This is a genomic window from Sneathiella sp. (assembly GCF_036844445.1).
Lineage (GTDB): Bacteria > Pseudomonadota > Alphaproteobacteria > Sneathiellales > Sneathiellaceae > Sneathiella.
Genome location: NZ_DAIUFV010000005.1, coordinates 227,506 through 254,069, shown reverse-complemented (window position 1 = coordinate 254,069; position 26,564 = coordinate 227,506). Strand labels below are relative to the sequence as shown.

General features: G+C 60.1%; 21 protein-coding genes. 13 read left to right on the top strand and 8 right to left on the bottom strand.

Translation table 11 applies throughout. The features are described from left to right. Nucleotides 1-116: 116 nt before the first annotated feature. The 6 genes from V7Z56_RS12000 to V7Z56_RS11975 all read right to left on the bottom strand — a co-directional run bounded on the left by V7Z56_RS12000 (nt 117) and on the right by V7Z56_RS11975 (nt 7,930). The gene (locus V7Z56_RS12000) at nt 117-1,067 is read right to left on the bottom strand and encodes a hydroxymethylglutaryl-CoA lyase (RefSeq protein WP_334129728.1); all 951 of its coding nucleotides are present in this window, start codon (nt 1,065-1,067) and stop codon (nt 117-119) included. Next, complete coding sequence (locus V7Z56_RS11995) at nt 1,064-3,079, bottom strand: ATP-binding protein (RefSeq protein WP_334129727.1); 2,016 nt, start codon at nt 3,077-3,079, stop codon at nt 1,064-1,066. Before V7Z56_RS11995 ends, V7Z56_RS12000 begins: the two co-directional genes overlap by 4 nt. An 11-nt stretch (nt 3,080-3,090) precedes the next feature. Continuing rightward, entirely contained in the window at nt 3,091-4,698 is a 1,608-nt protein-coding gene (locus V7Z56_RS11990; protein ID WP_334129726.1) for an acyl-CoA carboxylase subunit beta, read from the bottom strand. Between the two features lie 77 nt (nt 4,699-4,775). Next, complete coding sequence (locus V7Z56_RS11985) at nt 4,776-5,936, bottom strand: acyl-CoA dehydrogenase family protein (RefSeq protein WP_334129725.1); 1,161 nt, start codon at nt 5,934-5,936, stop codon at nt 4,776-4,778. A gap of 36 nt (nt 5,937-5,972) precedes the next feature. Continuing rightward, the gene (locus V7Z56_RS11980; protein WP_334129724.1) at nt 5,973-6,752 is read right to left on the bottom strand and encodes an enoyl-CoA hydratase/isomerase family protein; all 780 of its coding nucleotides are present in this window, start codon (nt 6,750-6,752) and stop codon (nt 5,973-5,975) included. Continuing rightward, nucleotides 6,749-7,930, bottom strand: a complete 1,182-nt coding sequence (locus V7Z56_RS11975; protein WP_334129723.1) for an acyl-CoA dehydrogenase family protein — start codon at nt 7,928-7,930, stop codon at nt 6,749-6,751. The genes V7Z56_RS11980 and V7Z56_RS11975 overlap by 4 nt, the downstream gene beginning before the upstream one ends. 506 nt (nt 7,931-8,436) lie before the next feature. On the opposite strand from V7Z56_RS11975, the gene V7Z56_RS11970 reads away from it, so the two are divergent. The 10 genes from V7Z56_RS11970 (at nt 8,437) to ligD (ending at nt 21,168) form a co-directional block, all read left to right on the top strand. Further along, complete coding sequence (locus tag V7Z56_RS11970) at nt 8,437-9,327, top strand: SDR family oxidoreductase (RefSeq protein WP_334129721.1); 891 nt, start codon at nt 8,437-8,439, stop codon at nt 9,325-9,327. 51 nt (nt 9,328-9,378) lie between these two features. Continuing rightward, the gene (locus tag V7Z56_RS11965; protein WP_334129719.1) at nt 9,379-10,170 is read left to right on the top strand and encodes an ABC transporter ATP-binding protein; all 792 of its coding nucleotides are present in this window, start codon (nt 9,379-9,381) and stop codon (nt 10,168-10,170) included. Next, nucleotides 10,160-12,103, top strand: a complete 1,944-nt coding sequence (locus V7Z56_RS11960; protein ID WP_334129717.1) for an AMP-dependent synthetase/ligase — start codon at nt 10,160-10,162, stop codon at nt 12,101-12,103. The genes V7Z56_RS11965 and V7Z56_RS11960 overlap by 11 nt, the downstream gene beginning before the upstream one ends. Beyond that, on the top strand, nt 12,104-12,991 hold the full coding sequence (locus V7Z56_RS11955; protein ID WP_334129716.1) for a branched-chain amino acid ABC transporter permease: 888 nt from the start codon (nt 12,104-12,106) through the stop codon (nt 12,989-12,991). A 4-nt stretch (nt 12,992-12,995) separates the two neighbouring features. Beyond that, nucleotides 12,996-14,069: a branched-chain amino acid ABC transporter permease gene (locus tag V7Z56_RS11950; protein WP_334129715.1), complete on the top strand. Its 1,074-nt coding sequence runs from the start codon at nt 12,996-12,998 to the stop codon at nt 14,067-14,069. Between the two features lie 8 nt (nt 14,070-14,077). Then, on the top strand, nt 14,078-14,902 hold the full coding sequence (locus tag V7Z56_RS11945; RefSeq protein WP_334129714.1) for an ABC transporter ATP-binding protein: 825 nt from the start codon (nt 14,078-14,080) through the stop codon (nt 14,900-14,902). Between the two features lie 37 nt (nt 14,903-14,939). Continuing rightward, a complete protein-coding gene (locus tag V7Z56_RS11940; protein WP_334129712.1) occupies nt 14,940-16,196 on the top strand; it encodes an ABC transporter substrate-binding protein in 1,257 nt (418 codons plus the stop codon). A gap of 143 nt (nt 16,197-16,339) precedes the next feature. Next, nucleotides 16,340-17,536 carry a phenylacetate--CoA ligase family protein gene (locus V7Z56_RS11935; protein ID WP_334129711.1) on the top strand — a complete coding sequence of 399 codons (1,197 nt, stop codon included), beginning with the start codon at nt 16,340-16,342 and terminating at the stop codon, nt 17,534-17,536. A 299-nt stretch (nt 17,537-17,835) separates the two neighbouring features. After that, nucleotides 17,836-18,669: a non-homologous end joining protein Ku gene (ku, locus tag V7Z56_RS11930; protein WP_334129709.1), complete on the top strand. Its 834-nt coding sequence runs from the start codon at nt 17,836-17,838 to the stop codon at nt 18,667-18,669. Between the two features lie 18 nt (nt 18,670-18,687). Continuing rightward, complete coding sequence (gene ligD, locus V7Z56_RS11925) at nt 18,688-21,168, top strand: DNA ligase D (protein ID WP_334129708.1); 2,481 nt, start codon at nt 18,688-18,690, stop codon at nt 21,166-21,168. Here the strand turns inward: ligD and V7Z56_RS11920 are convergent. Further along, nucleotides 21,165-21,845, bottom strand: a complete 681-nt coding sequence (locus V7Z56_RS11920; RefSeq protein ID WP_334129707.1) for a TetR/AcrR family transcriptional regulator — start codon at nt 21,843-21,845, stop codon at nt 21,165-21,167. The genes ligD and V7Z56_RS11920 overlap by 4 nt on opposite strands. A gap of 152 nt (nt 21,846-21,997) precedes the next feature. On the opposite strand from V7Z56_RS11920, the gene V7Z56_RS11915 reads away from it, so the two are divergent. The 3 genes from V7Z56_RS11915 to V7Z56_RS11905 all read left to right on the top strand — a co-directional run bounded on the left by V7Z56_RS11915 (nt 21,998) and on the right by V7Z56_RS11905 (nt 25,893). Beyond that, entirely contained in the window at nt 21,998-23,299 is a 1,302-nt protein-coding gene (locus V7Z56_RS11915) for a phenylacetate--CoA ligase family protein (RefSeq protein ID WP_334129706.1), read from the top strand. A 19-nt stretch (nt 23,300-23,318) separates the two neighbouring features. Next, on the top strand, nt 23,319-24,059 hold the full coding sequence (locus V7Z56_RS11910) for an enoyl-CoA hydratase/isomerase family protein (protein WP_334129704.1): 741 nt from the start codon (nt 23,319-23,321) through the stop codon (nt 24,057-24,059). 274 nt (nt 24,060-24,333) lie between these two features. Further along, nucleotides 24,334-25,893, top strand: a complete 1,560-nt coding sequence (locus V7Z56_RS11905) for a TerC family protein (protein ID WP_334129703.1) — start codon at nt 24,334-24,336, stop codon at nt 25,891-25,893. Here the strand turns inward: V7Z56_RS11905 and V7Z56_RS11900 are convergent, their stop codons facing one another. Continuing rightward, nucleotides 25,894-26,373, bottom strand: a complete 480-nt coding sequence (locus V7Z56_RS11900; RefSeq protein WP_334129702.1) for a sigma-70 family RNA polymerase sigma factor — start codon at nt 26,371-26,373, stop codon at nt 25,894-25,896. Nucleotides 26,374-26,564 lie beyond the last annotated feature (191 nt).

Below are 26,564 nucleotides of genomic sequence, written 5' to 3'. Positions count from 1 at the left end.
CGCTATAATGCAACCCAATTGCAACAGTATATCAATGCATGGGTTGCGTTCCGCTCCGCCGTTCCGGGGATGATGCAAGATGCCAATACTTGCGCGCCATTCGTCCTTCACTCCTTTTAGCGATACTTGTCGAGGCCGCCCGAATGCATGACGCGGCCCATCAGCGGCGCGCCGATAATCGCCTCGGCATGGCGCGCGGCGGCTATCAGCTTGTCAAGGTCAACGCCGGTTTCGATGCCGAGCTCGTGGCAGAGAAAGACCGCATCCTCGGTGCAGACATTGCCGGCTGCGCGGCTGCTGCCATGGGCGGCGAAGGGGCAGCCGCCAAGCCCCGCGACGGAGCTGTCGAAAAGATCCACCCCCATGGAAAGCGCGGCGTGGAGATTGGCGATGCCAAGGCCGCGGGTGTCATGAATATGCATGCCGATGCGCGCCTCCGGCGCCAGATCGCGGAGCGCGCCGACGAGCCGCTTCACGCTTTCGGGGTTGCCCCAGCCCATGGTGTCGGCGAGCATCAGGTCGGGGACGGGAATCTCCTCCTCCTTCGCAAGGTCGAGAATGAAGCGGAAGTCATCGAGAACGCGTTCCGTCGGGATATTGCCCTCGAAATTGCAGCCGAACGCCGCCATGACATAGGCGCGCTCGATTGGCAGGCCCTCCTGCTTGTAGAGCCGCGCCCACTCGCGCTGCTTCTCGCGCATCTCAAGCGCGGAGAGGTTGTTGTTTTTGCGGCTGAAGCTGTCGGAGGCATAGAAAAGAAGCTGCGCCTTCATATCAACCTTATGGGCGCTCTGGGCTTTGCGAAAGCCCTGCTCATTCAGCCAGAGCGCGGTGTATTTGACGCCATCTTTGCGCTTGATGCGCTTGAACAGCTCCCCCGTGTCCTGCATCTGGGGCACATAGCGCGGGCTGACGAAGGAGCCGACCTGGATATATTTAAGGCCGGTTTCGCTGAGCAAGTCGATCAGTTCGATGCGCTGCTCGATGGGGTAGATGGTCTTTTCGATCTGAAAGCCTTCGCGCGGGCCTTCCTCGTGGAATTCGACGAATTTCGGATAGTCGCTCATACCCTGGCCTCTTCTTTTTCTGCAATTTCAACGATCGCCGCCCCGCGGTCGATCATGGCGCCTTCGGTCACGGAGATGTTCCGGGCAACGCCCGTTGTCGCCGCCTTGATGGGAATTTCAAGCTTCATGGATTCAAGAATGGCGACCGTATCGCCAATCTGGACCTCGTCCCCCTCGGAGACAAGCAGTTTGACAATAAGACCAGTGAGCGGCGAGGTGAGAACCCGCTCGGCCACGGCGTCCCCGCTCGCAAAAGCGAGGGGAGAGACCGCCTCGAAAAGATGGGTGGCATCCGCCGTCCTGATCTCGATCAGCGTGTCAATGATATGGCTTTCCACGATCAGGCTCTCCCCGGCATGGGTAACGCGCGCGCGTCCGTCTGCGATCTTCTCGATAGCGAGCGAGAGCGGCTGCTCCTCCGCATCGAAAACAATGAACCTGCCGTCCGGGCGAATGGGCGTCACGCGGAACTCACGCTCGGCGTCTCCCGGCTGTTTAAGGCTGACGCGCTGGCAAGCATCGAGGAGATCATCGCCAAGCCCAAGCCGCCAGCCGGTGAAAACATCACGGTTTTGCCAGACGGCACCACTTTCGTCCTCGCGGCCCTGCATCACATAAAAGACCGCCGCCATCGCGGCATAGAGCGCGGCGTTGGGATCCATGGCGGGGCGGGTGAGGTGATCGAGATTGGCATCGATCCAGCGGGTATGAACCGCCATTGCAGCAAAATCCGCATGGGTGACGAGCGCTGCGAGAAAGGCGCGGTTCGTCTCGACGCCCGTCACGCTCGATCGGCGAAGCGCGCGGGAGAGGTCGGATAGCGCGCTTTCCCGGTCCGGGGCATGGATGATCAGCTTGGCGATCATCGGATCATAAAAGGGGCTGATCTCGTCACCCGCCGCAACGCCGCTGTCGATGCGAATATCATCGGGAAGCGAGAGGTGGCTGACCCGCCCCGTTGACGGCGCGAAATTCTCCGCCGGGTCCTCGGCATAGAGCCGCGCCTCGATCGCATGGCCGGTGCAGGTGATATCCCCTTGCGTGAGGGGGAGGCCGCCGCCGGCGACAATCTCGAGATGCAGCGCGACGAGATCAAGGCCGGTCACCGCCTCGGTCACCGGATGTTCGACCTGCAGGCGGGGATTGACTTCAAGGAAAAAATACTCATCCCCCGCGACGAGGAATTCGACCGTCCCGAGCCCGCGGTAACTAAGGCTCTCCCCAAGCCGCACCGCATCGGCGGCCATTTTTTCGACCAAGGTTCGCGGCAGGCTGGGGGCCGGTGCTTCCTCGATGACTTTCTGGTGGCGGCGCTGCAGCGTGCAGTCCCGCTCGAAAAGATGCAGGACCTTGCCCGCGCCATCGCCGATGATCTGGATCTCGACATGGCGGGCGTTATTCAGGAACCGCTCCAGAATCACGCCTTCCGATCCGAAGGTCGAGCGCGCTTCGCGGAGCGCCGCCTCGATATCGGCGGCAAGCGTCGCCTCGCTCGTCACGAGCCGTTGACCCCGCCCGCCGCCGCCGCCAACGGCCTTCAACAGCACGGGAAGGCCCATCTTCAGCACTTCCGTGCGGATAGCCCTGGGGTCGGACAGCGCGCCGTCGCTCCCTTTTATAACGGGGATGTTTGCCGCCACCGCCGCCGCTTTCGCGCGCGCCTTGTCGCCAAACCGCTCCAGCGTCTCGGCGGTCGGCCCGACGAAAATCATGCCCGCCGCCTCGACCGCGCGGGCGAAGTCGGGATTTTCCGAGAGAAACCCGTAGCCCGGATGAATGGCATCGGCGCCGCAGCGCTTCGCGGCATTCAAGACCGCGTTGATATTGAGATAGCTCTCGCTTGCCGGCCCGTCACCGATCAGCAGGGAGCGTCCGATCTCGCGGACATGGCGGGCCGCCGCATCGGCCGCCGAGTGAACGCCGACCGGTGTGATGCCCAAGTTCCGCGCCGTTCGCGCGATCCGGCAGGCGATTTCACCGCGGTTGGCAATGAGCAGGGTTTTGATGTTCATTTTTCTTCCCCTCAGAAACGGAAGACGCCGAAATTGGTGTCCGCCTTTGGTCGGCGGGCGGCGACATCGAGCATCAGGGCCAGAACGTCGCGGGTCTCCCGCGGGTCGATCACGGAATCGGCCCAGAGGTTGGCGGCGAAGTTATACGGGTCCTGAAAGGTTTCATATTCTTTCCGGATCGGCGCTTTAAAGGCCTCCTCCTCCTCCGGTGTCCAGCTTTTGCCTTCGCGCTCGTTGATCTGGGCGCGCACCTGGGCCAGGACGCTCGCGGCCTGTTCCGGGCCCATGATCGCCGCCCGGCCGCTTGGCCAGATGAACATGGCGTCCGGCTGAAAGGGCCGGCCGAGCATGGCGAGATAGCCCGCCCCGTAGGAGCCGCCGGTAATCACGGTGAATTTCGGCACCCGCGCGGAGGACATGGCGGTGATCATCTTCGCGCCCGCCTTGGCGATGCCGGCCTGTTCCGCCTCGCGCCCTACCATGAAGCCATTGACGTCGGCGAGGAAGAGGAGCGGGATATCGCGCTGGACGCAGAGATTGATGAAATGCGCCGCCTTCAGCGCCGATTCAACGAAAAGAACGCCGTTATTTGCGAGCACGCCGACCTCATGGCCGTGAATATAGCCCCAGCCGGTCATCAGCGTGTCGCCGTAAAGCGGCTTGAACTCGTGAAACTCGCTGCCATCGAGCAGCCGCGCCAGAACCTCGCGGTTGTCGGTCGGCACTTTCGCATCGCGGCTGACGATGCCGTAAATTTCCTCGACCGGGTAGGCGGGTGGCCTGGGCTTCGCCGGCGTCTTGCGAGGGGCCGGCGGCTCGCCAAGATGCTTGACGATCTCCCGCGTAATCGCGAGGGCATGGGCGTCATTTTCCGCGAGATGATCGGTTACGCCCGAGATGGAGGAATGCATTTTCCCGCCGCCAAGGGTTTCCGCATCGACAACCTCGCCGGTTGCAGCGAAGGTCAGCTCCGGCCCGCCGAGATACATGAAGCCCTGCCCCCGCACGATAACCACCTCATCGCAAAGGGCGGGGATATAGGCGCCGCCCGCCGTGCAGGGCCCCATGACGACGGCGATTTGCGGGATGCCATCGCCCGACATGCCGACCTGATTGTGAAAGATCGAGCCGAACTGCCCCTCATCGGGGAAGATATTCGCCTGATCGGGCAGGAACGCGCCGCCGCTGTCGACCAGCGTGATGACGGGCAGGCGATTGTTCCAGGCGATGCGCTGCGCCCGGACATGCTTTTTCGTCGTCATGCCGAAATAGGTGCCGCCCTTGATGGTCGCGTCATTGGCGATGATCATGACATGGCGGCCGGAGACGACGCCGATGCCGGTGATGATCCCGGCGCCGGGCGGCACATCCTTATATTTGCCAAGGCCGGCCAGCTCGCCAAGTTCAAGAAAGGGAGTGCCGGGATCGATCAGCTGCTCGACCCGCTCGCGCGGCAGCATCTTGCCCTTCTCGGTATGACGGGCGCGGACCTTCTCCGGCCCGCCGATGCGCTGCGTGCGACGGAGCGCGTGAAGCTCCGCTATTCTCTGGCGATAATGGGCGTCATTTTCAGTGAACTCTTCCGCCGCGGTATTGAGGGTCGTTTTTAAAATCGTCATGATACGTTTTACGTCTCGTGATTGAGGGCAGCGCCTCTTCCGAAGGCGCCGACACCTTTGAAAAATCGGGTTTTCGTCTAGTAGGAGCGCGGCAGGCCCATCACCTTCTCGCCGATGAAGCTGAGGCAGAGTTCGCGGTTGACGGGCGCGGTTCTGAGCAGCCGGACCAGCGGATACATCTCGTAAATGCCCGTATCCTCCGTAAAGCCGGAGCCGCCGTGGGCCTGCAGGGCGGCATCCACGGCTTCGACGCCCGCTTCCGCCGCGGCATATTTCGCCATGTTGGAGGAGCCGCCGGCGGGCAGGCCATTGTCAAACTCCCACGCCGCCCGGCGCGCCATCAGGCTCGCCATCTCAACATTCGCATAGGCCTTTGCGAGCGGGTGCTGGACGCCCTGATGGCCGCCGATCGGCTGGCCGAACACGTTCCGCTCCGACGCATAGCCGACGGCCTTTTGAAGCGCGAAGCGGCCGATGCCGCAGCAGATGGCGGCGACAAGAACGCGCTCGGGGTTGAGGCTGTCAAAGAGGATGGAAAAGCCGTCGTCAACCTCGCCGACCACATCCTCAGGCCCGAGATCAACCTCATCAAAGAACAGCGTCCACTGCTCTTCCGGCAGCGGAATAGAGATACGGACGCGCTGCATATCGACGCCCTTCTTCTTGAGATCGACGGCGAAAAGTGTGAAACCGTCGGTCTTTTTCGCGACCTGGTCATGCGGCGTGGTGCGGGCGACGACAAGGCAATAGTCGGACACATCGGCGCTGGTGATGAATGTCTTCTCGCCAGAGAGGGAGAAGCGATTGCCCTTGCGCTTGGCAAGTGTCGTCATTTTCATTGAGTTGGAGCCAGCGCCCGCTTCCGTGATCGCGAAGCAGAATTTGATATCACCGCGGCAGGCGGCGGGCAGGAGCTCGCGCCGCTGGAATTCCGTGCCGTATTTGGCAAGATGCGAAAGCGACATGCAGGGCCCGACGACGACGCTGAGAAGCGGAATACCGTGATCGGAGGTTCCCTCCATAAAGAGCGCCATTTCCGTGAGCCCAAGACCCGCGCCGCCATATTCCTCAGGCACCATCAGCCCGAGAAAGCCGTCTTCGGCGATCTTTTCGAACATCTCCTTCGGGAACGCCTTGCGGCGGGCGTGCTCCAGCCAATAATTGTTATCGAACTGCTGGGCAAGCTGTCCGCCATAGTCATAGATCTGCCGCTGCTCGTCATTCAGTCTAAAATCCATTTTTCTTGTCCTTCTGCGAACTGATGTCGCGGTATTTTATGAGGTGAAATCGGGGGTGCGGCGGCTCTCAAAGGCGTCCAGCCCTTCCGCCACATCGGCGCTTTGAAAGTGCTCAAGGATGGCCGCGCGCTCAAGATCCATCGCGGCCTCGAGGGGCATTTCAATGCCGGTGCGTGCGAGCCGCTTCATCTCGGCAAGCCCGGCGCGCGAACGCGTCCCGAGCTTCGCGGCATACTCAAGCGCGTGCGCCTGCAACGCCTCATCGGCGACAACGTAATTGACGAGACCCATCGCTTGCGCCTCGTCGGCGGTTATCCAGCGCGCCGAGAACATCAGATCGAGCGCCCGGCGCGCGCCCAAGAGCCGCGTCAGCCGCTGACTGCCGCCCCAGCCGGGAATGAGGCCGAACTGCGCATGCTGATCGCCGAACTTCGCCCCTTCGCCTGCGAAGCAGACATCGGCAGCGAGCACCAGCTCCAGCCCGCCGGCGAGGCAGAGGCCCTGCACCGCGACGATGACGGGCAGCGGGCTCGCCTCGAGCCGCATCAGAACGTCCATCCCGAATCTCACGAAATGATCGAGCTTCGCCTCTTCCGCGCGGCAGGTTTTCACTTCGCCAAGATCGGCGCCGGTGCAGAAATGCTTGCCGCGCGAGCGGATGAGAAGGGCGCGGATCGCGGGGTTTTTCTCAAAGTCCTCCCGTGCCCTGTCGATCAGCTCATGCACTTCGAGCGACAGGCAGTTGAGCTTTTCCGGGCGGCTGAGCTCGATGATGCCGACGGCTCCCTCGGTCGAGATGGTGACCGGGGCCATCATTTGGCGCCGCCTTTGCCGCGCTTGTCATATTGCAGGGCAATGCGGCCGACCTTCTCGCGGGCGATGACCAGCTTCTGGATCTGCGCCGTGCCATCGCCGATCTGCAGGCCGAGAACATCGTTGTAGCGCTGATGAAACGGCAGGTCCGTGGTGTAACCATAATGGCCATGCAGGATCAGGCACTGATGGATGATCTCGCAGGCGGTTTTCGGCACATACCATTTGCACATGGCCGCCTCGGCGGTGTGCGGCCTGCCTTTGTCGCGAAGGCTGAGCGTGTAGTAGCAAAGCTGGCGCATCATGGTAAGCTGGGTTTCGGCCTCCGCCAGCGGAAAGGTGACGCCCTGATACTGGGCGAGAGGCGCGCCAAAGGCATCGCGTTCCTGAATATAGGCCCAGGTTTCATCCACCGAGGCCTGCGCCGGGGCGATGCATTCCAGCCCGATCATCGCCCGGCTGAAATCGAATCCCGCCATGATCGTCCCGAACGCGCGACCTTCCGTCGCCATCAGGCATTCGGACGGAATGACGACATCATCGAAGAACACCGAGCCGCGCCCGACCGGCTTGGTGCCGATATCGTCGAAATGGGTGCGGCTCACGCCTTTTTCATTGAGGTCGACAAAAAACGCGCTGACGCCGTTGGAACCCGTCGTGCCCTCCCCGGTGCGGGCGAAGATGACGGCGGCATCCGCCTGATCGGCGGCGCTCATCGAGGTTTTCTCGCCATTCAGCCGCCAGCCGTGGCTCGTTTTCTCGGCTTTCAGCTGCAGCCCTGCCGCATCGGAGCCGCCGCGCGGCTCGGTAAGGCCAAGGCCGATGATCCTTTCGCCCGCGATCACATGCGGCAGCCATTCCATCGCGATATCCCGCGCCGCATGCTCGGCGACCATCCCGCCCATCAGGGACGCGAGAAGCTGGATATAGCTCATGTTGAAGTCGCCATAGGCGATTTCCTCGGTCACCAGACCGGCCGTCGTATGCTCGAGGCCCATGCCGCCAAACTCTTCGGGCAGATCAGGCCCGATCAGGCCGAGCGCGCCCATTTCGCGTACCAGTTGCCTGTCGAGGCGATGGACCCTGGCGCGCTCGAGATAGGTCGGCGCAAGTCGCTCGCGGGCAAAGCGCGCGGCCGCATCACGGAATGCGAGCTGGTCATCGGTCGGTAAAAAGTTCATCTATGGCCTCCCTGCCGCAGACGGTGAATCCGTCTTTTGTAAATCTTACAGGCGTTAGAAAATATGACAAGTGGGTATTATCGTCTTTTCCTAATTATGTGATTTATGCCGCAGCGGGACGGGCGCGTATGGCGGCCGGAAACGCTGCCTCATCGCGACCATGCCGGCCCGCGCAACGGCCCGCACAACAAGGGCTGCGAGGATAGGTCCCGCCACGTTTAAGCAGCAGTTGCGATGGCAGTGAAGTTGATCATAACAAGATTGCCTGCCACGATTCTATTGACAGTTGCCACGGAAAAGGATCAGTTAGTTGTCATATGAAGCTTCAGTGATTGGGAGGAATCATGAAAAGCTCGGTGCGCTCAGGGAGGAAAACGTTGCGCCATCAAGGCTGTCAGGGATTGTATCTAAATTTATTAGAATAACAACATATATGGCTTGAAGACGAATCTAACATGTGTTAGTTTTTTACCAAAGGCGGGATAACATCGTCTGAAGGGAGAACTATGGGAGAGTCATCGACCCGCGCGTTCGGATTTTCGGAAGCGCGGCTTAAAGAAATTCCGACAGTTTACAAATCGGATCTGTTCGCGGGCAAAACGGTTATCGTGTCCGGTGCAGGCAGCGGTCTCGGCCGCGCCATCGCGACGTTGTTCGCACGCCTTGGCGCCAATCTCGCCATCTGCGGGCGAAATCCGGAGAAGCTTGAGGCTGCCGCGACATTTTTCGCGGACTTCGGCGGCGAGGTCATGACCCGGCAGCTCAGCATCCGCGACACCGATCAGGTAAATGCCTTTATCGACGGCGTGCATGAGCGTTTCGGGCGGCTTGATGTGCTGGTCAATAACGCCGGCGGCCAGTTTCCGCAGGCGGCTCTCGATTTCACCCCGAAGGGGTGGAACGCTGTGATCGATACCAACCTCAACGGAACCTGGTGGATGATGCAGGCGGCGGCCCGCAAGTGGGTTGAGAAGAAAAATCCCGGCGTCATCGTCAACATCACCGCTGATATCTGGCGCGGCATGCCGGGAATTGCCCATACCACGGCGGCGCGCGCCGGGGTGATTTATCTTTCCAAAACGGTCGCGGTGGAATGGGCGCCCTACGAGATCCGGGTGAATTGCGTTGCGCCGGGCTGCTGCGAGAGCAGCGGTTTCGCCAACTATCCGCCGGAGGGATCGGCGACATTCCATGAATCAAACCCGATGCGACGCGCGGGCGACGAATGGGATATCGCAGAAGCGGTTGTTTATATGTCGGCGCCGTCCGGCAAATTTATTACCGGTGAAGTTCTGACCGTCGATGGCGGTCAGCAATTATGGGGGGACCCCTGGCCGACAGGCCGTCCGACGTATTTTGATCTCGCAAATCCACGAGACGCAAAGCCGGAGGAATAGTCGGTTCGAGGGGAGGAGCGAATATGACTTTTGACAGGGAAAATGAGTAATATGAGTTCTGACAGGGAGAGGGAGCCGTTACTTGAGTGCCGCGCGATCGAACGCCGTTTCGGCGGGCTGGTTGCGGTGACAGGTGTGGATCTGGAAATACGGCGGGGGGAAATCTTTGGCCTGGTCGGGCCAAACGGCAGCGGCAAGACGACGCTGACCAACGCAATCACCGGCTTTTACCCGCCGAACACCGGCAGCATCAAGCTGAACGGCAAGGATATCACGGGAACCTCGCCGCATAAAGTCGCCCGCCTTGGCATCGCGCGGACGTTCCAGAATCTTGCGCTTTTCAACGGCATGAGTGTTCTCGATAACATTCTGCTCGGCCGCCACATCCATATGCACTCCGGCGTTTTCCGCACGGTTATGTACTGGTGGCTGGCGCGGCCCGAGGAGATGGCCAATCGCGAGATCGTCGAGGAAATCATCGAATTTCTGCAGCTTGAAAGCATCCGTCACGAGCTTGTCGACGGCATTCCGATCGGCTTGAAGAAGCGGGTGGAGCTGGCGCGCGCGCTCGTGGCGCAGCCCGATCTGCTCATTCTCGATGAGCCGATGGCGGGCATGAATCAGGAAGAGAAGGAATATATGGCGCGCTTCATTCTCGATGCGCGCGCCGAACGGGGAGTGAGCGTTTTGCTGATCGAGCATCATATGGATGTGATCGTCGGGATATGCGACCGGATGCTGGCACTCAACTACGGGGAGATGATCGCAAGCGGCATTCCGAAAGAGGTCATCAAGGACCCGCGGGTGATCCGCGCTTATATTGGAGACGGCCATGGGGAATAAAAGCATGACCTCTCCCGCTTTGTCGTTCGATCAGACGCCGCTTGCGGGCAAGACCCTGCCGCAACTGCTGATGCGCAACGCGACCGAATTCGGATCGAAAGTCGCCATGCGCGAAAAGGATCGCGGCATCTGGCAGGAAATGAGCTGGGCGGAATATGCCGATGAGGTGATCAAATGTGCCGCCGGGCTGCATGCTCTCGGGGTCGGGCCTGGCAAAGCAATGCTGATCCTCGGCGACAATCGGATCCGCCTTTATGCAGGCATGCTCAGCATGTCGATGCTGCGCGGATATGCGATGCCGACCTATTCCGGCGCGACGCTCGATGAGCTCAAGCATTTCGCCAATGAAACGACGATGGCCGCGGCGCTCGCCGAGGATCAGGAGCATGTCGACAAGGTGCTCGACCTGCGGGCGGCGGGCAGCGACATCCCGTATATCATCTATGATGATGAGCGCGGGCTGAACGACTATCAGGTGCCCGGCCTGATGTCGTGGGAAGAACTTCGCCAACGAGGCGAAGAAAATCTCGCGGCGAACCCCGGCCTGCGGGATCAGCTGATCAACCAGTCGACGCCCGAGGATCCGGCAGTTTTCATGCATTCTTCCGGCACGACAGGCAAGCCGAAAGGCATTGTGCTGAACCAGCGAAACGTTATCGCGGCCGCGCGGAGTGCACATGACGGCGGCGCCTTTGCCGAGGAGGAGGAGGTGCTCGCCTATCTGCCGCTTGCCTGGGTCGGCGACTATGCGCTGACGGTCGCGGCGGCCGTTACCTATCGCTTCCGCGTCAATATCCCGGAGCGGCAGGAAACAGTTCTTCGCGACATGCGGGAGATTGCCCCGACATTCTATCTCGCCGCGCCGCGTAGCTGGGACAATATGCTGACGACGATCCAGGTCGGGATCGAAAACTCCACCTGGCTGAAAAAACGCCTCTACCACATGTTCATGGACCGCGCGATCGCGTCGGAGCGCAACAAGCTCGAAGGCAAGGGCGAGGGCGGCAGCTTTGAATGGCTGTGGCGCCGGCTCGGCGAATGGATCATCTTCGGGCCGATCAAGGACCAGTTCGGCCTGACCCGCGTTGCCCATGCCTTTACCGGCGGCGAGGCGATGGGGGAGGATACCTTCATCTTCTACCGTGCGCTCGGGATCAAACTGCGCCAGCTTTACGGCCAGACCGAGAACAGCGCCTTCAATGCGATCCAGGCGGCGGACGAAGTGCGCCTGCACACCGTCGGACGCCCGTTGCCGGGGATAGAGGTGAAGATCCAGGAAGATGGCGAAATCCTGATCCGGGCCGCCAGCGTCTTCGATGGCTATTTCAACAACCCCGAGGCGACAGCCGAGACGATCCGCGATGGCTGGCTGCATTCGGGCGATGCGGGCTATATTGAGGATAACGGTCATCTGGTTGTGCTCGGCCGCGTCTCCGAAGTCGTCCGCACCGCGGCGGGCGAGCGCTTCGTTCCCAACTATATCGAAAACCGGCTGAAATTCAGCCCCTACATCCGGGATGCGGCGGTGGTCGGCGCGGGCCGCGATCAGCTGACCGCGATGGTCTGTATCGATTTCGAGGCGGTTGGTCACTGGGCGGAGGTCAACGGCGTTCCCTACGTTTCTTACGCGGATCTCTCGCAGCGCAATGAAGTTGCTGCGCTTTTGAAAGACGCGTTTGTGCGTGTCAATACGGCGCTTCCGGAAACTTTGAGACTGCATCGCTTTGTCAGCCTGCACAAGGAGTTCGACCCCGATGACGGGGAAATTACCCGCACCCGAAAGCTGCGGCGCTCGGTGGTTGAGGAACGCTATGCGCCGGTCATCACCGCGCTCTATGACGGATCGCGGGAAGTGCATATGACAGCGATTGTGACTTACGAAACAGGCGAGACAAGCAAAGTGGAACGCACCTTGCTGGTATGGGAGGTTTGAATGGACTGGATTTTCCTGGCTGAACTTGCAGTCAACGGCGCGCTGACGGGGCTATTATACTCCCTGTTCGCGATCGGGCTTGTGCTTGTCTACAAGTCCTCCTCGGTGCCGAATCTGGCGCAAGGGGCGCTGACGATGCTTGGCGCCTATATCGTGCTCGCTTTCTCGCTGAACCTTGGCCTGCCGCTCTGGGTCGCCATCCCGCTCTCAATCGTCATCATGTTCTTCGTCGGTCTCGGGATCGAAAAGGTGGCGCTGCGCCGCCTCGCCGGGCGGCCGATCGTGATGATCCTGATGATGACGCTCGGGCTCGACATTTTTATCCGCGGGACGACGATGGCCGTCTGGGGCGGCACCTCGCGGCCCGTGGAACTTGGCGTCAGCTACGATCCCTTCTTCCTCGGGCCGTTGCTGCTCAGCCGGGTTCATATGATCGGCGCGGCGGTTTCGATTGCGCTTTTCGTCCTCATCGTTCTCTTCTTCCGCAGCCGTCTCGGCATTCGCCTGCGCGCGATTTCCGATGATTACATGGCCTCCTGGTCCGTCGGCATCTCGGTCGAGCGCGGCGTCGGCCTGTCCTGGGCCCTCGCCTCCGTCGTTGCCGTCATCACCGGCGTTATCTGGGGCGAGATCCAGAGTGTCGATCAGTCGCTCGCGCTGCTGCTGCTGAAGGGGCTGGCGGTCGCTGTTCTGGGGGGGCTTGACAGCCTGTTCGGCGCCGTTCTCGCCGGCATCCTTCTCGGTATTCTCGAGAATGTCGGCGCGGCCTATCTCGATCCGCTGGTTGGCGGCGGCAGCCGCGAGCTGGTGGTGGCGATTGTTCTGGTTCTCACCGTGATGGTGCGGCCGCACGGCCTGTTCGGCCGTCACGATATCGAGAGGGTATAAGGCTATGTTCTATCGTCAGGCCGGTATTCATCATCGCAGTTATGTTTCTGACAGCAAGCTTTTCCCCATTCCGACAGACAGGAACCTCGTCTGGTTTCTGTTCTTCCTCGGTGTCATCGCCCCGTTTATCGTCAGCAGCCTGTATCTGAACAGCTACATCCTGCCATGGCTGATCTGGACGGCGGCGGCGCTCGGGCTCAACCTTGTGACCGGGTGGGCGGGGCAGCTCCATCTCGGCTATGCCGCCATCATGGCGGTCGGCGCCTACTCCGCCGTTCATGCCGCGCGCTTTGGCATCCCGTGGGAAATCGCCCTTCTGATCGCGGGGCTGGCCGCGACGGCAATCGGCACGGTCTTCTCCTTTGCCGCGATGCGGGTGAAAGGGCTTTATCTTGCGCTCACCACGCTCGCCATGCAGTTCGTCATGGACTGGGTGCTCTCGCACGTGCCGGCGGTGACGGGCGGCTCCCACGCCTCCTTGCAGTCACCGACCTTCAAGCTGCTTGGCCAGCCGATCACGTCCGACGCCGGGCTTTACTATGTCGCTTTCGGCTGGTGCGTGATCGTGACGGTTTTCATCCTCAACATGCGCCGCACCGGGCTCGGGCGGGCGCTGGTGGCGGTGCGCGAGAAAGACTACGCCGCGGCGATCCTCGGGGTGAACAGCTTCTATTACAAGATTGTCGCCTTCGCGGCCTCGTCCTTTATCGCCGGTATCAGCGGCGCGCTGCTGGTCGCCACCTTCTTCTTCCTGGCGACACCGGAGCAGTTCTCCGTCAACGTCTCCATCCAGGTTCTCGCGATGGTTATCGTCGGCGGGCTTGCCAGTGTTATCGGCAGCTATCTGGGCGTCGCGCTCATCCTGCTGATGCCGGGCATCACCAACAGCCTGTTTGCGATGTTTGCGGACTTCCTCGGGCTGAAGCTCAATCCGGAAACGCTTGCCCATATCCCGACCGCGGTTTACGGCGCGCTGATCATCCTGTTCCTGCTGGTGGAACCGCTGGGCCTCGGCAAGATTTACAACAATATCCGTGATTATTTCCTGGTCTGGCCGTTTGACCAGATGAAAAAATAGGGTCTGCCATGAACAGCACAAACGAAAGAGAGACAGCCGCGGATCCGATCCTGACCCTCAACAATATTGAGGTTCTCTATGACTCGGTCCTGCTGGCGATCAAGGGGGTGTCGCTGGAAGTCCCGCGCGGCGGCATGGTTGCGCTTCTGGGCTCCAACGGCGCCGGGAAAAGCACGACGCTGAAAGCGATCAGCGGCCTTTTGAAATCGGAACGCGGCAAGGTCAGCCGCGGCGAGATCAGGTTCGACGGCAAGGTAATCGGCGACAGCCCACCGCAGGACCGCGTTGCACTCGGTATCTGTCACGTCATCGAGGGCCGGCGGGTGTTCGAGCATCTGACGCCCGATGAAAATCTTGAAGCGGCGGCGCCAATGTCGATGTCGCGGCAGAAAGTCAAATCGGAGAAGGAGCGGATCTATGAATATTTCCCGCGCCTTGCCGAACGAAAATCATCGGAGGCGGGGTATCTTTCGGGCGGCGAGCAGCAGATGCTCGCGATCGGCCGGGCGCTGATGACGCAGCCGCGCTTGCTTATGCTGGACGAGCCAAGCCTTGGTCTTGCGCCCTTCCTGGTGGTCGAGATCTTCGACATCATTCAGAAAATCAACCGCGAGCAGGGCCTCTCGGTTCTGCTGGTCGAGCAGAATGCGGTTGCGGCGCTAAAAATCGTCAGCCACGGCTACCTGATCGAGAACGGTCGGGTGGTGATGCATGACACAGCGGCCGCGCTCACGGCCAATTCAGATATTCAGGAGTTTTACCTGGGAGGAGGTGAAGCAAAGAATTTCCACGACATCAAGCATTACAGAAGGCGCAAACGCTGGTTGACGTGATCACTCGCGCCTAGCAGTTAAATCAATGGAGGAGATAATGGTTTCGATAACAAAATATGCAAAGGGATTGGCGGCGGGGGCTGTACTGGCGGTTGCAACGCTGTCCACCGGTACGGCGCAGGCCGCCGACCCGATTAAATTCGGCGTTTGCTACGACCTTAGTAAAGCGTACACATTCGTCACCCCGCAGGTCGTTCAGGGGGCCCGCGATCTCGCGACCCTGATGAACATGAAGGGCGGCATTGACGGCCATCCGATCGAGCTGATCGTTCAGGATCATGGCAACGAGCCGCAGCGCGGGATCGAATGCTATGAGAAGCTGAAGCGCGAAGGCGTCTTCATCTTTGATATGCTCTCGACACCGGTATCGCTTGCCGTGCTGCCGCGCGTCATGAATGACAAGAATATTCTTCTGCAGTCTCTCGTCGGTCGCGGCGATGCGATTGACGGCGATGTCTTCACGCAGATTTTCCCGATCGGGCCGACCTACTGGGGGCAGGCTGTCAACGATATCGAATATATCCGTCAGCAGAACAACGGCTCGCTGAAGGGTGTGAAGGTGGCGTTCGTTTATGTCGATTATCCGTTCGGGCAGGAACCGATTGAAATTCTGCAATCGCTGGCCGAGAAGGAAGGCTTTGAGCTTGGCCTCTTCCCCTATCCGCTGCCGGGTAGCGATCAGTCGTCCGCCTGGACACAGCTGCGTCGCTTCCAGCCCGATGCGATCATCAGCTGGTCGCTCTCCAAGATGCATGTGGTGGCGTCCCGTGAAATGAAGCGCAACGGCATTCCGATGGAAAAATATATTGCCGTCAACTGGCTGAACGAAACCGATATCGCGAATATCGGCCCGGCGGAGGCCAAGGGCCTGAAGCGCGGCACGAACGTCGCCGGCGGTCAGGAAGTTCCGATCATCAAGGAAATCATTGCTGAGCTGTATGACAAGGGCAAGGGCAATGGTGATCGGGCGACCCTGAACGACGTGTATTACAACACCGGCGTTGCGATATACTCCGTCGCGTTTGAAGGAGCGCGTCTTGCGATTGAAAAGAACGGCTGGCCTCTGACGGCGGCATCAATGAAAGAAGGTCTCGAAAGCATCAAGGATTATGATGCCAACGGCCTCTTCGCGCCGGTGACCGTGACCGCGCAGGATCATGGCGGCGGCGGCAAGACCCGTATCGAAATGTGGGACGGCGAGAAATGGGTTCCGCAGACAGACTGGATCAGCGCCTATAACGACCGCGTCTGGGAAGTCGTGAGGGAAAGCTCCAAGTCCTTCAAGTCAGAGTAATCCTGTGATTATCCCGGGAGGAATGCAGCCTCCCGGGAGGGGCAGGCGATACGTGCAGGAGGGACCGGCGAAGCCTGCCCTCCTGCCGCATTTATGTGACGCCGGCTATCGCTGCCACAGCCGGCAGATATGAGGATGGAAAGATGACCTTTTATGATGAGCTGGAAGTTCGCAGTTCCGATGAGCGCGCCGCGGCTCAATCCCGCGCGCTGGTTGACATTCTGGCCCAGCTTCGGGTGCAAGGAACGGAGCTGCCGGGCGCGGACGAGGTGCGCAGCATCGACGATCTTCCGAAGCTGCCGGTCTTTCGCAAATCGAGCCTCACCGGTCTTCAGGCCAAGGCGCCGCCGTTTGGCGGGATGCTGGTCTCGAACCCGACGCATGTCTTTCAATCGCCCGGGCCGATCTACGAGCCGGGAAGCGCGGGCCGCGACTGGGGGCGGGTCGGCCGCTTTCTGCATGCCGCAGGCGTTCGCAAGGGCGATATCGTGCAGAACTGCTTCTCCTACCATCTGACGCCGGCCGGCATCATGTTCGACAGCGCCGCACGGGCGCTCGGTGCGATGGTCGTTCCGGCGGGCACCGGGCAGACGGACCTGCAGGTTCGCGCCGCCGCCGATGTAAAATGCTCCGTCTATGCGGGAACGCCGGATTATCTGAAGATTATCCTGGACCGCGCCGATGAGCTGGGCGCCAGGCTCCACTTCAAGCGCGCGGTCGTCGGCGCGGGCGCGCTCTTTGCCTCGCTCCGCCAGGAATACAGCGACCGCGGTATTCTCTGCCTGCAAAACTATGCCACGGCAGATCTCGGCAATGTCGCCTTTGAGACCGAAGCGCTGGATGGCATGGTCGTCGATGAAGGCGTGGTCGTGGAAATCGTGACGCCCGGCACCGGAAATCCGGTCGACATCGGCGAGGTCGGCGAGATTGTCGTGACCTGCCTCAACCCCGACTATCCGCTGATCCGCTTCGCGACTGGGGATCTCTCGGCAATCCTCCCCGGGCAGAGCCCGTGCGGGCGGACAAATATTCGCATCAAGGGCTGGATGGGCCGCGCCGATCAGGCAACGAAGATCAAGGGCATGTTCGTCCGGCCCGAGCAGGTGGCGGATCTCGTCAAGCGACACCCGGAGGTGACAAAGGCTCGCGTCGTCGTGACGCGCGCGGGCGAAAAGGATGACGTATCCGTGCTGCTGGAAGCGCCCGGCGACAATATCTCCGCTTATCGGGAGAGCGTTTCGGCCGTCCTCAAACTCAATGCGACAGTGAGCGTCACCCCGCCGGGCTCCCTGCCGAACGATGGCAAGGTGATCGACGATCAGCGTGTCTACGACACGTAAAGGGGCATCTTCCTGACGATCCGGCCCGGCCCCGACGCGTGGCGTTCGGGGCCGATTTTTTTGCGCTCCCCTCAATTCGCAAAGGGCAGGCCATGCGTGATATATCGGAAAATTCTTGATTAGCGGCGGGCGTGGACTAGCTTCCATGAGGTGAACGAGGCGCTTTGGCGCATCCGGCCCGCTTCGCGGGCGGGGATGCGGCGTCTTCGCAAGCCGGGCCGATCGGCCGTTCACACGCAACATGCCGCCCTTCTTCAGGCGCCACGGCGCCAGCCAAAGGGCCGCAAAGGAGAGAACCCATGGCGCCGCGCGCATACTGGAAGGGTCATATCCGACTGTCGCTGGTTTCGTTCCCCGTTCGGCTCTACGCGGCCGTGACGCAGAGCGAGACGATTTCGCTGCATCAGTATGACAAGGAAACGGGCGATCGCATCCACTATCAGAAGGTCAATGACGAAGGCGACGAGGTGCCTGATGAGGACATCGTCAAGGGCTATGAATATGAAAAGGGCAGCTATGTCCCGATCGATGATGAGGATATGGAAAAGCTGCGCCTTGAGAGCAAGCACACCATCGACCTCGTGCAGTTCGTCGATATCGATGACGTCGATCCGATCTATTTCGATAAATCCTATTACATCGCGCCGGAGGGTGCGATCGCCGAAGAGGCGTTTCTCACCATTCGCGAGGCCCTGAAAAGCACAAAAAAGGCCGCCATCGGGCAGGTGATTTTAAGCCGCAAGGAGCGCATCGTCTCCATTCGCCCCTGCGGCAACGGGCTCGTGATGGATACGCTCCGCTATTCCTATGAAGTGCGCGAAGCCGAACAATATTTCGAAGACATTCCCGCCAAGGCCGACATCAACAAGGATCAGCTTGAGCTTGCAAAGCAGCTGATTGAGCAGAAGAGCAAGGCGTTTGATCCGAAAGCGTTCAAGGATCATTATCAGGAAGGACTTCTCGAAATTATCGAGGCGAAGCTCAAGGGTAAGAAGATCAAGGGGACGGGGAAGCGGGCGCGGCCGGAAAATGTCATCAACATTGTCGATGCGCTCAAAAAAAGCCTCGAGCAGAGTGGCGGCAAACGGTCCCCGAAGAAGACATCGAAACGGCAGGAAAAGAAGGCCGGCTAGCCGTGGGCCGGAGGAGTTATGCCCCGTACGACGCTTGAAAAATATAACGAAAAACGCGACTTCAAGGCGACCTCGGAGCCGCGCGGCAAGGCGGCGCGCCGCCGCAAGAAGAATTTGCTCTTCACCGTCCAGAAGCATGACGCAACCCGGCTGCATTATGATTTCCGCCTTGAATGGGACGGCGTCCTCTGGAGCTGGGCCGTGCCGAAGGGGCCGAGCTATTTGCCTGAGGACAAGCGTCTTGCCGTTCGCACGGAGGACCATCCGATTTCCTACCATGACTATGAAGGCATCATCCCGGCGAACCAGTATGGCGCGGGGCCTGTCATGCTGTGGGATACGGGAACATGGATGCCGCTTGGCCCGGATCCCGCGAAAGCCCTGGAGGATGGCAAGCTGACCTTTTGCCTTGAGGGCGAGAAGCTGCGCGGCGAATGGGCGCTTGTCCGCATGAGAACGAAGGAAAAGGGGCGCGAGAACTGGCTGCTCGTCAAAAGCGCCGATGCTGCGGCGGCGGACGCGCCCGGGAAGAATTTTCTCGAAAAGACCGACTACAGCGTCAAGACGGGCCGCCGCTTCGAGGAAATCGCAAAGGCGGGGACGGGGCGGGGCGCAAAATCGACGAAAAATGACGTTTCCATTGACAACCTTCGCAAAAAATACAAATCGCCGCAGCTCGCGACGCTTGTCGAGGCGCCGCCGGGCGGCGCTGATTGGGTTCACGAGGTGAAATATGACGGCTATCGTATCCTCGCCTATGTCTCGGGCGGCGAGGTGCGTGTCCAGACGCGCGGCGGCCATGACTGGAGCGACAAATTCCCCACCCTCCGGGATGCGCTGCGGCACGCCGGCGCCGGCGCGTTCGTCATCGACGGAGAGGCCGTCGCGATCGATGAGAAGGGGCTTAGCAGCTTCAAGGCGTTGCAGAATATGCTGTCGGAGCGCGCGGGCGACATGCAGGCCTATTTTTTCGATCTGCTTTACTGGGACGGGCGCGACTATGCGAAAAAGCCCTTCTCGGAGAGGCGGCAGGCGCTTGAGAAGCTGTTCGATGCTTTTCCGGACGGCCCGCTGTACGTGAGCGAGACGCTGGACGGGGAGGCAGGCCTCATTATTGAGAAGGCTTGCGATTTTGGCCTTGAAGGGATCATCTCCAAGAAGAAAAGCGCGGCCTATACCCAGAGGCGCAGCAAAAGCTGGCTGAAAAGCAAATGCGTCAAGCGCCAGGAGTTCATTATCTGCGGCCTCGTCCCGGCGAGCGATATGGCGAACGCCGTCGGCGCGCTGCATCTTGGCATCTACAAGGGAAAGAAACTCACTTACGCCGGCAAGGTCGGCACAGGGTTTGACCAGAAGACGGCACGGGATCTTTATAAAAAGCTGACGCCGCTTGCGAGAAAGAGCGCGCCCTTTGCAGAGCAGCCGGAGGGGCGTTTCGACAGGACGATTTGGGTCGCGCCGAAACTACTTTGCGAAGTGAAATTCGCCATGTGGACGGAGACCGGCAAGGTGCGCCACGCCTCCTATCAGGGGCTGCGTGAAGACAAGCCGCCGGAGGCGATCGGAAAGGAAACGCCGATGAGGACACCGAGGCGCGCCGCGCGAACGCGCCGGGATGAGGAGATGCGGGTTGCGGGCGTTAAAATCAGCAATGCAGAGCGGCGCATCTTTCCCGAAGCCGACATCAGCAAGGGCGAGCTTGCGGCCTTTTATGCGGAGATGGCGGAGGAGATCATGCCGCTGCTCGATAAGCGGCCGGTCAGCGTTGTCCGCTGCCCCGCCGGCATTGACAGCCAGTGCTTTTTCCAGCGCTCGAAAGGCAAGAGCCTGCCCGGTCACATCCACGGCATCGATATCAGCCATGGCGGCAAGACGCATGATTATTTCTATGTAAAAAATCTCGCCGGCCTGATCGAGCTGGTGCAGATGGGCGGCATCGAGCTGCACCCGTGGGGAGTGCGGATCGATCAGACGGAAAAGCCGGACCGGATCATTTTCGATCTGGATCCGGATGAGGATATTCCCTTTGAGGCCGTCAAGCTCGCGGCGATGGATGTTCGCAGGCGGATGGAGGATCTCGGCCTTGCGTCGTTTCTCAAATGCACCGGCGGCAAGGGGCTGCATGTGACAATTCCGCTTCGGCGTGATCATGAATGGGACAATATTAAGACATTCACGCGGAGTTTCGCCAAGGCCATGGTCGACGATGTGCCGGACGCCTACACGATCAACATGTCGAAAAAGAAGCGGCAGGGGAAGATTTTCATCGATTACCTGCGCAATGATTTCGCTTCAACCGCCGTCATGGATTATTGCGTCCGCGCCCGCCCCGGCGCTCCGGTTGCGGTGCCGCTCGCGTGGGAGGAGCTGGACGGCCTTCAATCGGCGCGTCAGTTTTCCATCAAGGACGTTCTCGCCCGCAAGCTGAAAAAGAAGCTCTATCACCCCCCGGCGCTTCAGCAGCGGCTCACCCGGGAGATCATGGCGAAGTTCAGCTAGCCCTTCATATCAGTAATCGCCGCCTCGCCAAGCACGACGCGCATCCAGAGTGTCGAAAGGAGGCGGGCGACATCCTCGGGCGATCCGGATTGTTCGGTCAGGACCGGATCTTTTCTGACATAGAGATTGGCGAGATATTCATCCACCATCCCGCCCGCGGCATAGACCGTGAGGATCGCCTCCGGGTCGTCCGCCGGGCGTTTGCCAAGCCGGAGCGCAATCGCCTGCGCAGTCCGCTTGTTCCAGGAGCTGTTCAGCGAGTGATACAGCTTCTCGAACTCGGCGGATTCTTCCGTCATCTGCATCAGGCAGCGGAGCAGCCCTCTGTTCAGGTAAAACTGTTTGACATAGGCAAGGGTTGTCGCATGGATCGCGTCGGCGAGATTTTTCTGATCGGTTCCCGCGTCTTTCAATGACTGGAATATATGGTGCACAAATTGCGACAGCGTGGTCGTCGTGACACTCATCTTGTCGTCGAAATAGAGATAGAAGGTGCCCTGCGATACACCGGAATGCTTGCAGATATCGACGATGCGAAGGTCATGAAAAAAGGTATCCTGCAGCAGTTTGGCGGTGGCCACCATAAGCCGATAGCGCGTGCGATCCCCTTTTTTGAGGGTGGGATCGTTCTTTGCCTGCTGTTCCAGAACCTTGTTGAACGGAATATCTTTTTTCATGCTCTCGTCGTCTCGATACCTCTCGACAAGTAGTCTATGTCGCAGATTCTGAAAATGAAAAGCCGTTGTAACAGGACTTGCGTCCCAAGCCGTGGCTGTATTATAACTGAATGTGACGTCATGTTTTATAAATGTCAATGCGCAGGGGGAAGATGCCGTTAGTCGAGGATGCGGAGTATCGAAACGAGCATGAGGTCGCGGCTCTCCAGCAGGAAGGATGGGAGCGGCAGCGCCTTCACGTCGCGAAAAATTCCCCATTTTTCAAGGCATTGTGGGGTGCGAGAGAGGTGCCGGAACGGTTGGAGGATCTTGCCGAACTGCCGCTCTGCGACAAGAGCATGCTGCGCGAGAGCCAGGCCGCCAACCCGCCGTTTGGAAATTATCTCGCGACCGAAGATACAGCGGTAAGCCGGCTGCACCGGACGTCCGGCACGACCGGACAGGCCATGAATCTCGCCCTGTCACAGCGGGACAGCCACATTACGGCGGTCGTTGGCGGGCGCAGTCAGCGCGCTGCGGGGCTTGGTCCCGGCCACCGCGTGATCCATTGCCTCAACTACCAGATGTGGATGGGCGGCCTCAGCGATCACATGACGCTTGAAGCGACAGGGGCGCTCGTCATTCCGTTTGGCGTTGGCAGCACGAAACTTCTCATCAAGACGATCATGGATCTCAACGTGACGGCAATCTCCTGCACGCCGTCCTATCCCGCGGTTCTGGAGGGCGTCATTGCCGAGCATTTCCCGGGGGTACGTCCTGCCGATCTTGGCCTGAAGCTCGGCTTGTTCGGCGGTGAGGCGGGACTCGACAGCCCGGATCTCAGGCGGCGGCTGAAATCTGTCTGGGGGCTGGAGCCCCGGAATTCGAACTATGGCGTCTCGGATGTTTTCTGCAATTTCGCGGGCCAGTGCGTTCACAACACCGACCTTCATTTCATGGCGAATGATGTTCTCTATCCGGAACTGATCGATCCCGATACGGCGGAGCCTCTTCCCATATCGTCGGACGTCACGGGCGAGCTTGTGCTGACCCACCTCGACAAGCTGTGCCAGCCGCTGGTGAGGTTTCGCACGGGCGACGTCATTCGCATTACGGGGACCGGGCCTTGTGTCTGCGGCCGAACCGGGTTTCGCTTTCAGGTCGTCGGACGCAGTGACGATATGGTGGTGGTGCGCGGCATTAATGTCTTTCCGACGATGGTTGCCGCTCTCATCAACGGCAACGACCAGCTCGGCGGCGAGTATCGGATCCGGCTGCGGGGAGAGGGGCCCTATGCGTCTTTGCCAATCGAGGTTGAGCCGGTGCCGGGCATACCGCTCTCGGACCATTTGGCGGCGGAGGTGGCGAAATCCATCAAGGAAGCGCTGGGCGTGACGGCGGAGGTCACTCTCGTGGCCCCGGGTAGTTTGCCGCGGACGTCGGGGAAATCCAGGCGCGTTATTAAGGAGAAGTAAAATTAGCGACGCAGTGAAAATGACCGTCTCGGACGGAATCGCCGAGATCCGTCTGAACAGGCCCGAGCGACTGAACGCGATAAATCCGGATCTCCTTTCCGGCTTTGCGGCGGCGCTTGAAAGGGCGGAAAAAGATCCCGGCGTTGAGGTTATTCTCATCTGCGGGGAAGGGCGCGCCTTCTGCGCCGGGGATGATCTCAAGGAATTCCATCAGCAATCGTCGGGAAAAGCGGAAACCCGGCGATTTATCGAAGACATCCAGCGAATTACCGAGCTTATCGTGAACGGTGAGAAAATTGTTGTCGGCGCCATTCACGGCTGGGCGGTTGGCGGCGGGTTCGAATGGGTTCTGAATTGTGATCTCGCGATCATGGCCGAGGGCTGCCGCTGCTTTCTTCCGGAAATCAACCTTGGCCTTTTTGTTACCGGTGGCATAAGCGCCCTCCTCCCCAATGCGGTCGGCCTTCAAAAGGCGAAAGCGATGATCCTGTTCGGCGAGCAGATTACGGCCAAAGAGGCGCTTGACATGGGGCTGGTCTATCGGGTGGCGCCTGACGACAGGGTCTATGAGGAAGCGGTTGCAACGGCAGCGAGGATTGCCGGGCTGCCGAAACTGGCGCGGCGGAATGTCAAGAAAGTGCTGAACCGCAGCTTTCAGTTATCACTCGCGGACGCGATGAAGCTGGAAACCGATGCCACGGTCGACTGCTTTCTCGACCCCGAAACGGCCGTCCGTATTGGGAACACTGAGATAAGCTAGCAGGCGTCTTCCCGCTTCGGGCGCGGTATATGCTTTTCCGGCGCGGCGCCATATGGTAATAACGGTTGATGATAGTGAGCTCCCGGAAAGACGGAAATTCCATGCCCGACGAGGGCGACAGTCCTGACGATGATCGATACCAACGCGGGCTGGCATCTGTCTTTCGGTGTCAGCGAAGCCCCCTCCCGATAACGAGTGCGCATCTTGATGGCCTCGGGCTTTCCGCCCGGGGTCTTTTGCGTTCCGCCGCCCTGCTGAATTTATAGGAATCGTCATGGAATTTCTTGCGGATCCGAATATCTGGGTCGGTCTTGGGACCCTTATCGTCCTTGAGGTCGTTCTCGGCATCGACAACCTCGTCTTTATTGCGATCCTCGCGGACAAGCTGCCACCGCATGAGCGCAACAAGGCGCGCGTGGTCGGTCTTTCGCTCGCGCTGGTGATGCGGATCGGGCTGCTTTTCTCGATCTCGTGGGTTGTCTCGCTCACCCAGCCGTTGTTCAGCATCAGTGAGTTCGCCTTCTCGGGCCGTGATCTGATCCTGGTTGGCGGCGGTATCTTCCTGCTCGCCAAGGGCACGATGGAGCTGCATGAGCGGCTGGAAGGCGCGGACAAGCCCAAGGGGCGCAAGATCGTGCATGCGGTGTTCTGGCAGGTGATTGTCCAGATCCTCGTGCTGGATGCCGTTTTCTCTCTCGACAGTGTTATCACCGCCGTTGGCATGGTGAATGAACTCTGGGTGATGATCGCTGCGGTGTGTGTCGCCATGGCGATCATGCTTGCGGCGTCAAAGCCCCTGATGACCTTTGTCTCCAAGCATCCGACCGTGGTTATCCTCTGCCTCGGCTTCCTCCTGATGATCGGTTTCAGCCTGATCGTTGAGGGATTTGGCTTCCATGTTCCCAAAGGCTATCTCTATGCCGCGATCGGCTTTTCCATCCTTATCGAGGCGGCCAACCAGCTCGGCCGCCACAACCGGGAGAAGCGCATCACCACGGGCGATCTGCGCGAGCGGACATCAAATGCGGTGCTGCGCCTCCTCGGCGGCAAGGTTGGCGAGGAGCCGCTTGGCGAAGCGGCGGACGTGATCGCCGAGCATGCGGCGCAGACCGATCTCTTCAAGTCGGAGGAGAAAGAGATGATCCGCGGCGTGCTCGATCTTGGCGAGCGGCGGGTCAGTTCGATCATGTCGCCGCGCAACGAGGTGGAGTGGCTGGACCTTAACGACCCGCCCGAAAAGCTCCGCGATGCGCTTCGCAAGCTGACGCATACGCGCGTCATTCTGGCGCGCGATCGGATTGATGATTTCGTCGGCGTTGCCGTCACCAAAGAGCTCCTCAACCTGATCATCGAGGGTAAGCCGATCGACTGGCCGCGCGTGACGCGCCAGCCCGTCGTAGTGCATGAGAATACCGATGTGCTCAGCATCATCGAAAGGCTGCGCAAGTCGCCGGTCCAGATGGCGATGATCGTCGATGAATATGGCGCGCTCGAAGGGATCGCGACGCCGACCGACGTGCTGGAGGCGATCGCCGGCGAATTTCCGGACATGAATGAGGAGGCGGCAAAGCTCGAACGGCAGGAGGACGGCTCGTGGCTCGTGGACGGCTTTATCGACATCTGGCAGCTGAGCGGCGCGATCGGGCGCAATCTTGTCGATGATACGAACCGCTACTCGACGCTCGGCGGATATATCCTGACCTATCTCGGCCATCTCCCGTCGGTGGGCGAGAGCATGACTGTCGATGGGCTCACCTGCAAGGTTCTGTCCCTTGAAAAGCGCAGCATCGGCAAGGTCCGTCTCGCCTTTGTCGCGGAGGATGAGATCGCATAATTATGCGGGTTCGATAAGCTCCTGCAACTGCTCGCGCGCCCGCGACAGGCGGGAGCGGACGGTGCCGACGGCAATCTCCAGGCAGTCGGCGACTTCCTGGTAACTCATGCCGAAAACACAGGTCATTATCAGCACCTCCTGATGGGAGAAGGACAGCTTCCGCATCGCCTCGTTGACGGCGCTGAGTTCAAGCTGGCTTTCCTGCGAGGCGTCGATGGCGCCTTCTTCCAGATAGCTGTCGGGATCGAATTTCGTCTCGAACCGTATTTTTCGGCGATGGTCGGAGGCGAAGCGGTTATACATGATCTTCGCCGTCCATTTGAAAAGATCCGTATTTTCCTTGAACAGATGCTTCTTTTCAATCGCGCGGAGCAGCGTGTATTGCAGAAGATCGTCCGCCTCGTGGTAATTTCTCGTCAGCCGTCGCGCAAAACTCCTCAAGCCGGGCATTTCAGTTGTCAGTTCCTGATTATTGAACATTTCTGTCTCCCTTGTTGCTGTTGCGTAACTGAACTTGCGACGTGCGGGCCGGGGTGCCGGCAGCGGATTGGAAATAAGCGACGCGGCCATGAAAATCGGCATGGCGAGACAGTTCTATTAGCCGCCGGTCTTGTTGCGGGCCGGCTCGGGTTATATGCCGGATCCCATCGCCGCCGGTGATTGGCATCGGC

What these genes read in the sequence shown, in the direction of transcription:
- V7Z56_RS11940 (WP_334129712.1), top strand. Translation starts at nt 14,940, where the DNA reads ATGGTTTCGATAACAAAATATGCAAAGGGATTGGCGGCGGGGGCTGTA.
- V7Z56_RS11995 (WP_334129727.1), bottom strand. Translation starts at nt 3,079, where the DNA reads ATGAACATCAAAACCCTGCTCATTGCCAACCGCGGTGAAATCGCCTGC.
- V7Z56_RS11945 (WP_334129714.1), top strand. Translation starts at nt 14,078, where the DNA reads ATGAACAGCACAAACGAAAGAGAGACAGCCGCGGATCCGATCCTGACC.
- V7Z56_RS11915 (WP_334129706.1), top strand. Translation starts at nt 21,998, where the DNA reads ATGCCGTTAGTCGAGGATGCGGAGTATCGAAACGAGCATGAGGTCGCG.
- V7Z56_RS12000 (WP_334129728.1), bottom strand. Translation starts at nt 1,067, where the DNA reads ATGAGCGACTATCCGAAATTCGTCGAATTCCACGAGGAAGGCCCGCGC.
- V7Z56_RS11900 (WP_334129702.1), bottom strand. Translation starts at nt 26,373, where the DNA reads ATGTTCAATAATCAGGAACTGACAACTGAAATGCCCGGCTTGAGGAGT.
- V7Z56_RS11975 (WP_334129723.1), bottom strand. Translation starts at nt 7,930, where the DNA reads ATGAACTTTTTACCGACCGATGACCAGCTCGCATTCCGTGATGCGGCC.
- ligD (WP_334129708.1), top strand. Translation starts at nt 18,688, where the DNA reads ATGCCCCGTACGACGCTTGAAAAATATAACGAAAAACGCGACTTCAAG.
- V7Z56_RS11910 (WP_334129704.1), top strand. Translation starts at nt 23,319, where the DNA reads ATGACCGTCTCGGACGGAATCGCCGAGATCCGTCTGAACAGGCCCGAG.
- V7Z56_RS11970 (WP_334129721.1), top strand. Translation starts at nt 8,437, where the DNA reads ATGGGAGAGTCATCGACCCGCGCGTTCGGATTTTCGGAAGCGCGGCTT.
- V7Z56_RS11965 (WP_334129719.1), top strand. Translation starts at nt 9,379, where the DNA reads ATGAGTTCTGACAGGGAGAGGGAGCCGTTACTTGAGTGCCGCGCGATC.
- V7Z56_RS11905 (WP_334129703.1), top strand. Translation starts at nt 24,334, where the DNA reads ATGGAATTTCTTGCGGATCCGAATATCTGGGTCGGTCTTGGGACCCTT.
- V7Z56_RS11955 (WP_334129716.1), top strand. Translation starts at nt 12,104, where the DNA reads ATGGACTGGATTTTCCTGGCTGAACTTGCAGTCAACGGCGCGCTGACG.
- V7Z56_RS11920 (WP_334129707.1), bottom strand. Translation starts at nt 21,845, where the DNA reads ATGAAAAAAGATATTCCGTTCAACAAGGTTCTGGAACAGCAGGCAAAG.
- V7Z56_RS11990 (WP_334129726.1), bottom strand. Translation starts at nt 4,698, where the DNA reads ATGACGATTTTAAAAACGACCCTCAATACCGCGGCGGAAGAGTTCACT.
- V7Z56_RS11960 (WP_334129717.1), top strand. Translation starts at nt 10,160, where the DNA reads ATGGGGAATAAAAGCATGACCTCTCCCGCTTTGTCGTTCGATCAGACG.
- V7Z56_RS11950 (WP_334129715.1), top strand. Translation starts at nt 12,996, where the DNA reads ATGTTCTATCGTCAGGCCGGTATTCATCATCGCAGTTATGTTTCTGAC.
- V7Z56_RS11980 (WP_334129724.1), bottom strand. Translation starts at nt 6,752, where the DNA reads ATGATGGCCCCGGTCACCATCTCGACCGAGGGAGCCGTCGGCATCATC.
- V7Z56_RS11985 (WP_334129725.1), bottom strand. Translation starts at nt 5,936, where the DNA reads ATGGATTTTAGACTGAATGACGAGCAGCGGCAGATCTATGACTATGGC.
- ku (WP_334129709.1), top strand. Translation starts at nt 17,836, where the DNA reads ATGGCGCCGCGCGCATACTGGAAGGGTCATATCCGACTGTCGCTGGTT.
- V7Z56_RS11935 (WP_334129711.1), top strand. Translation starts at nt 16,340, where the DNA reads ATGACCTTTTATGATGAGCTGGAAGTTCGCAGTTCCGATGAGCGCGCC.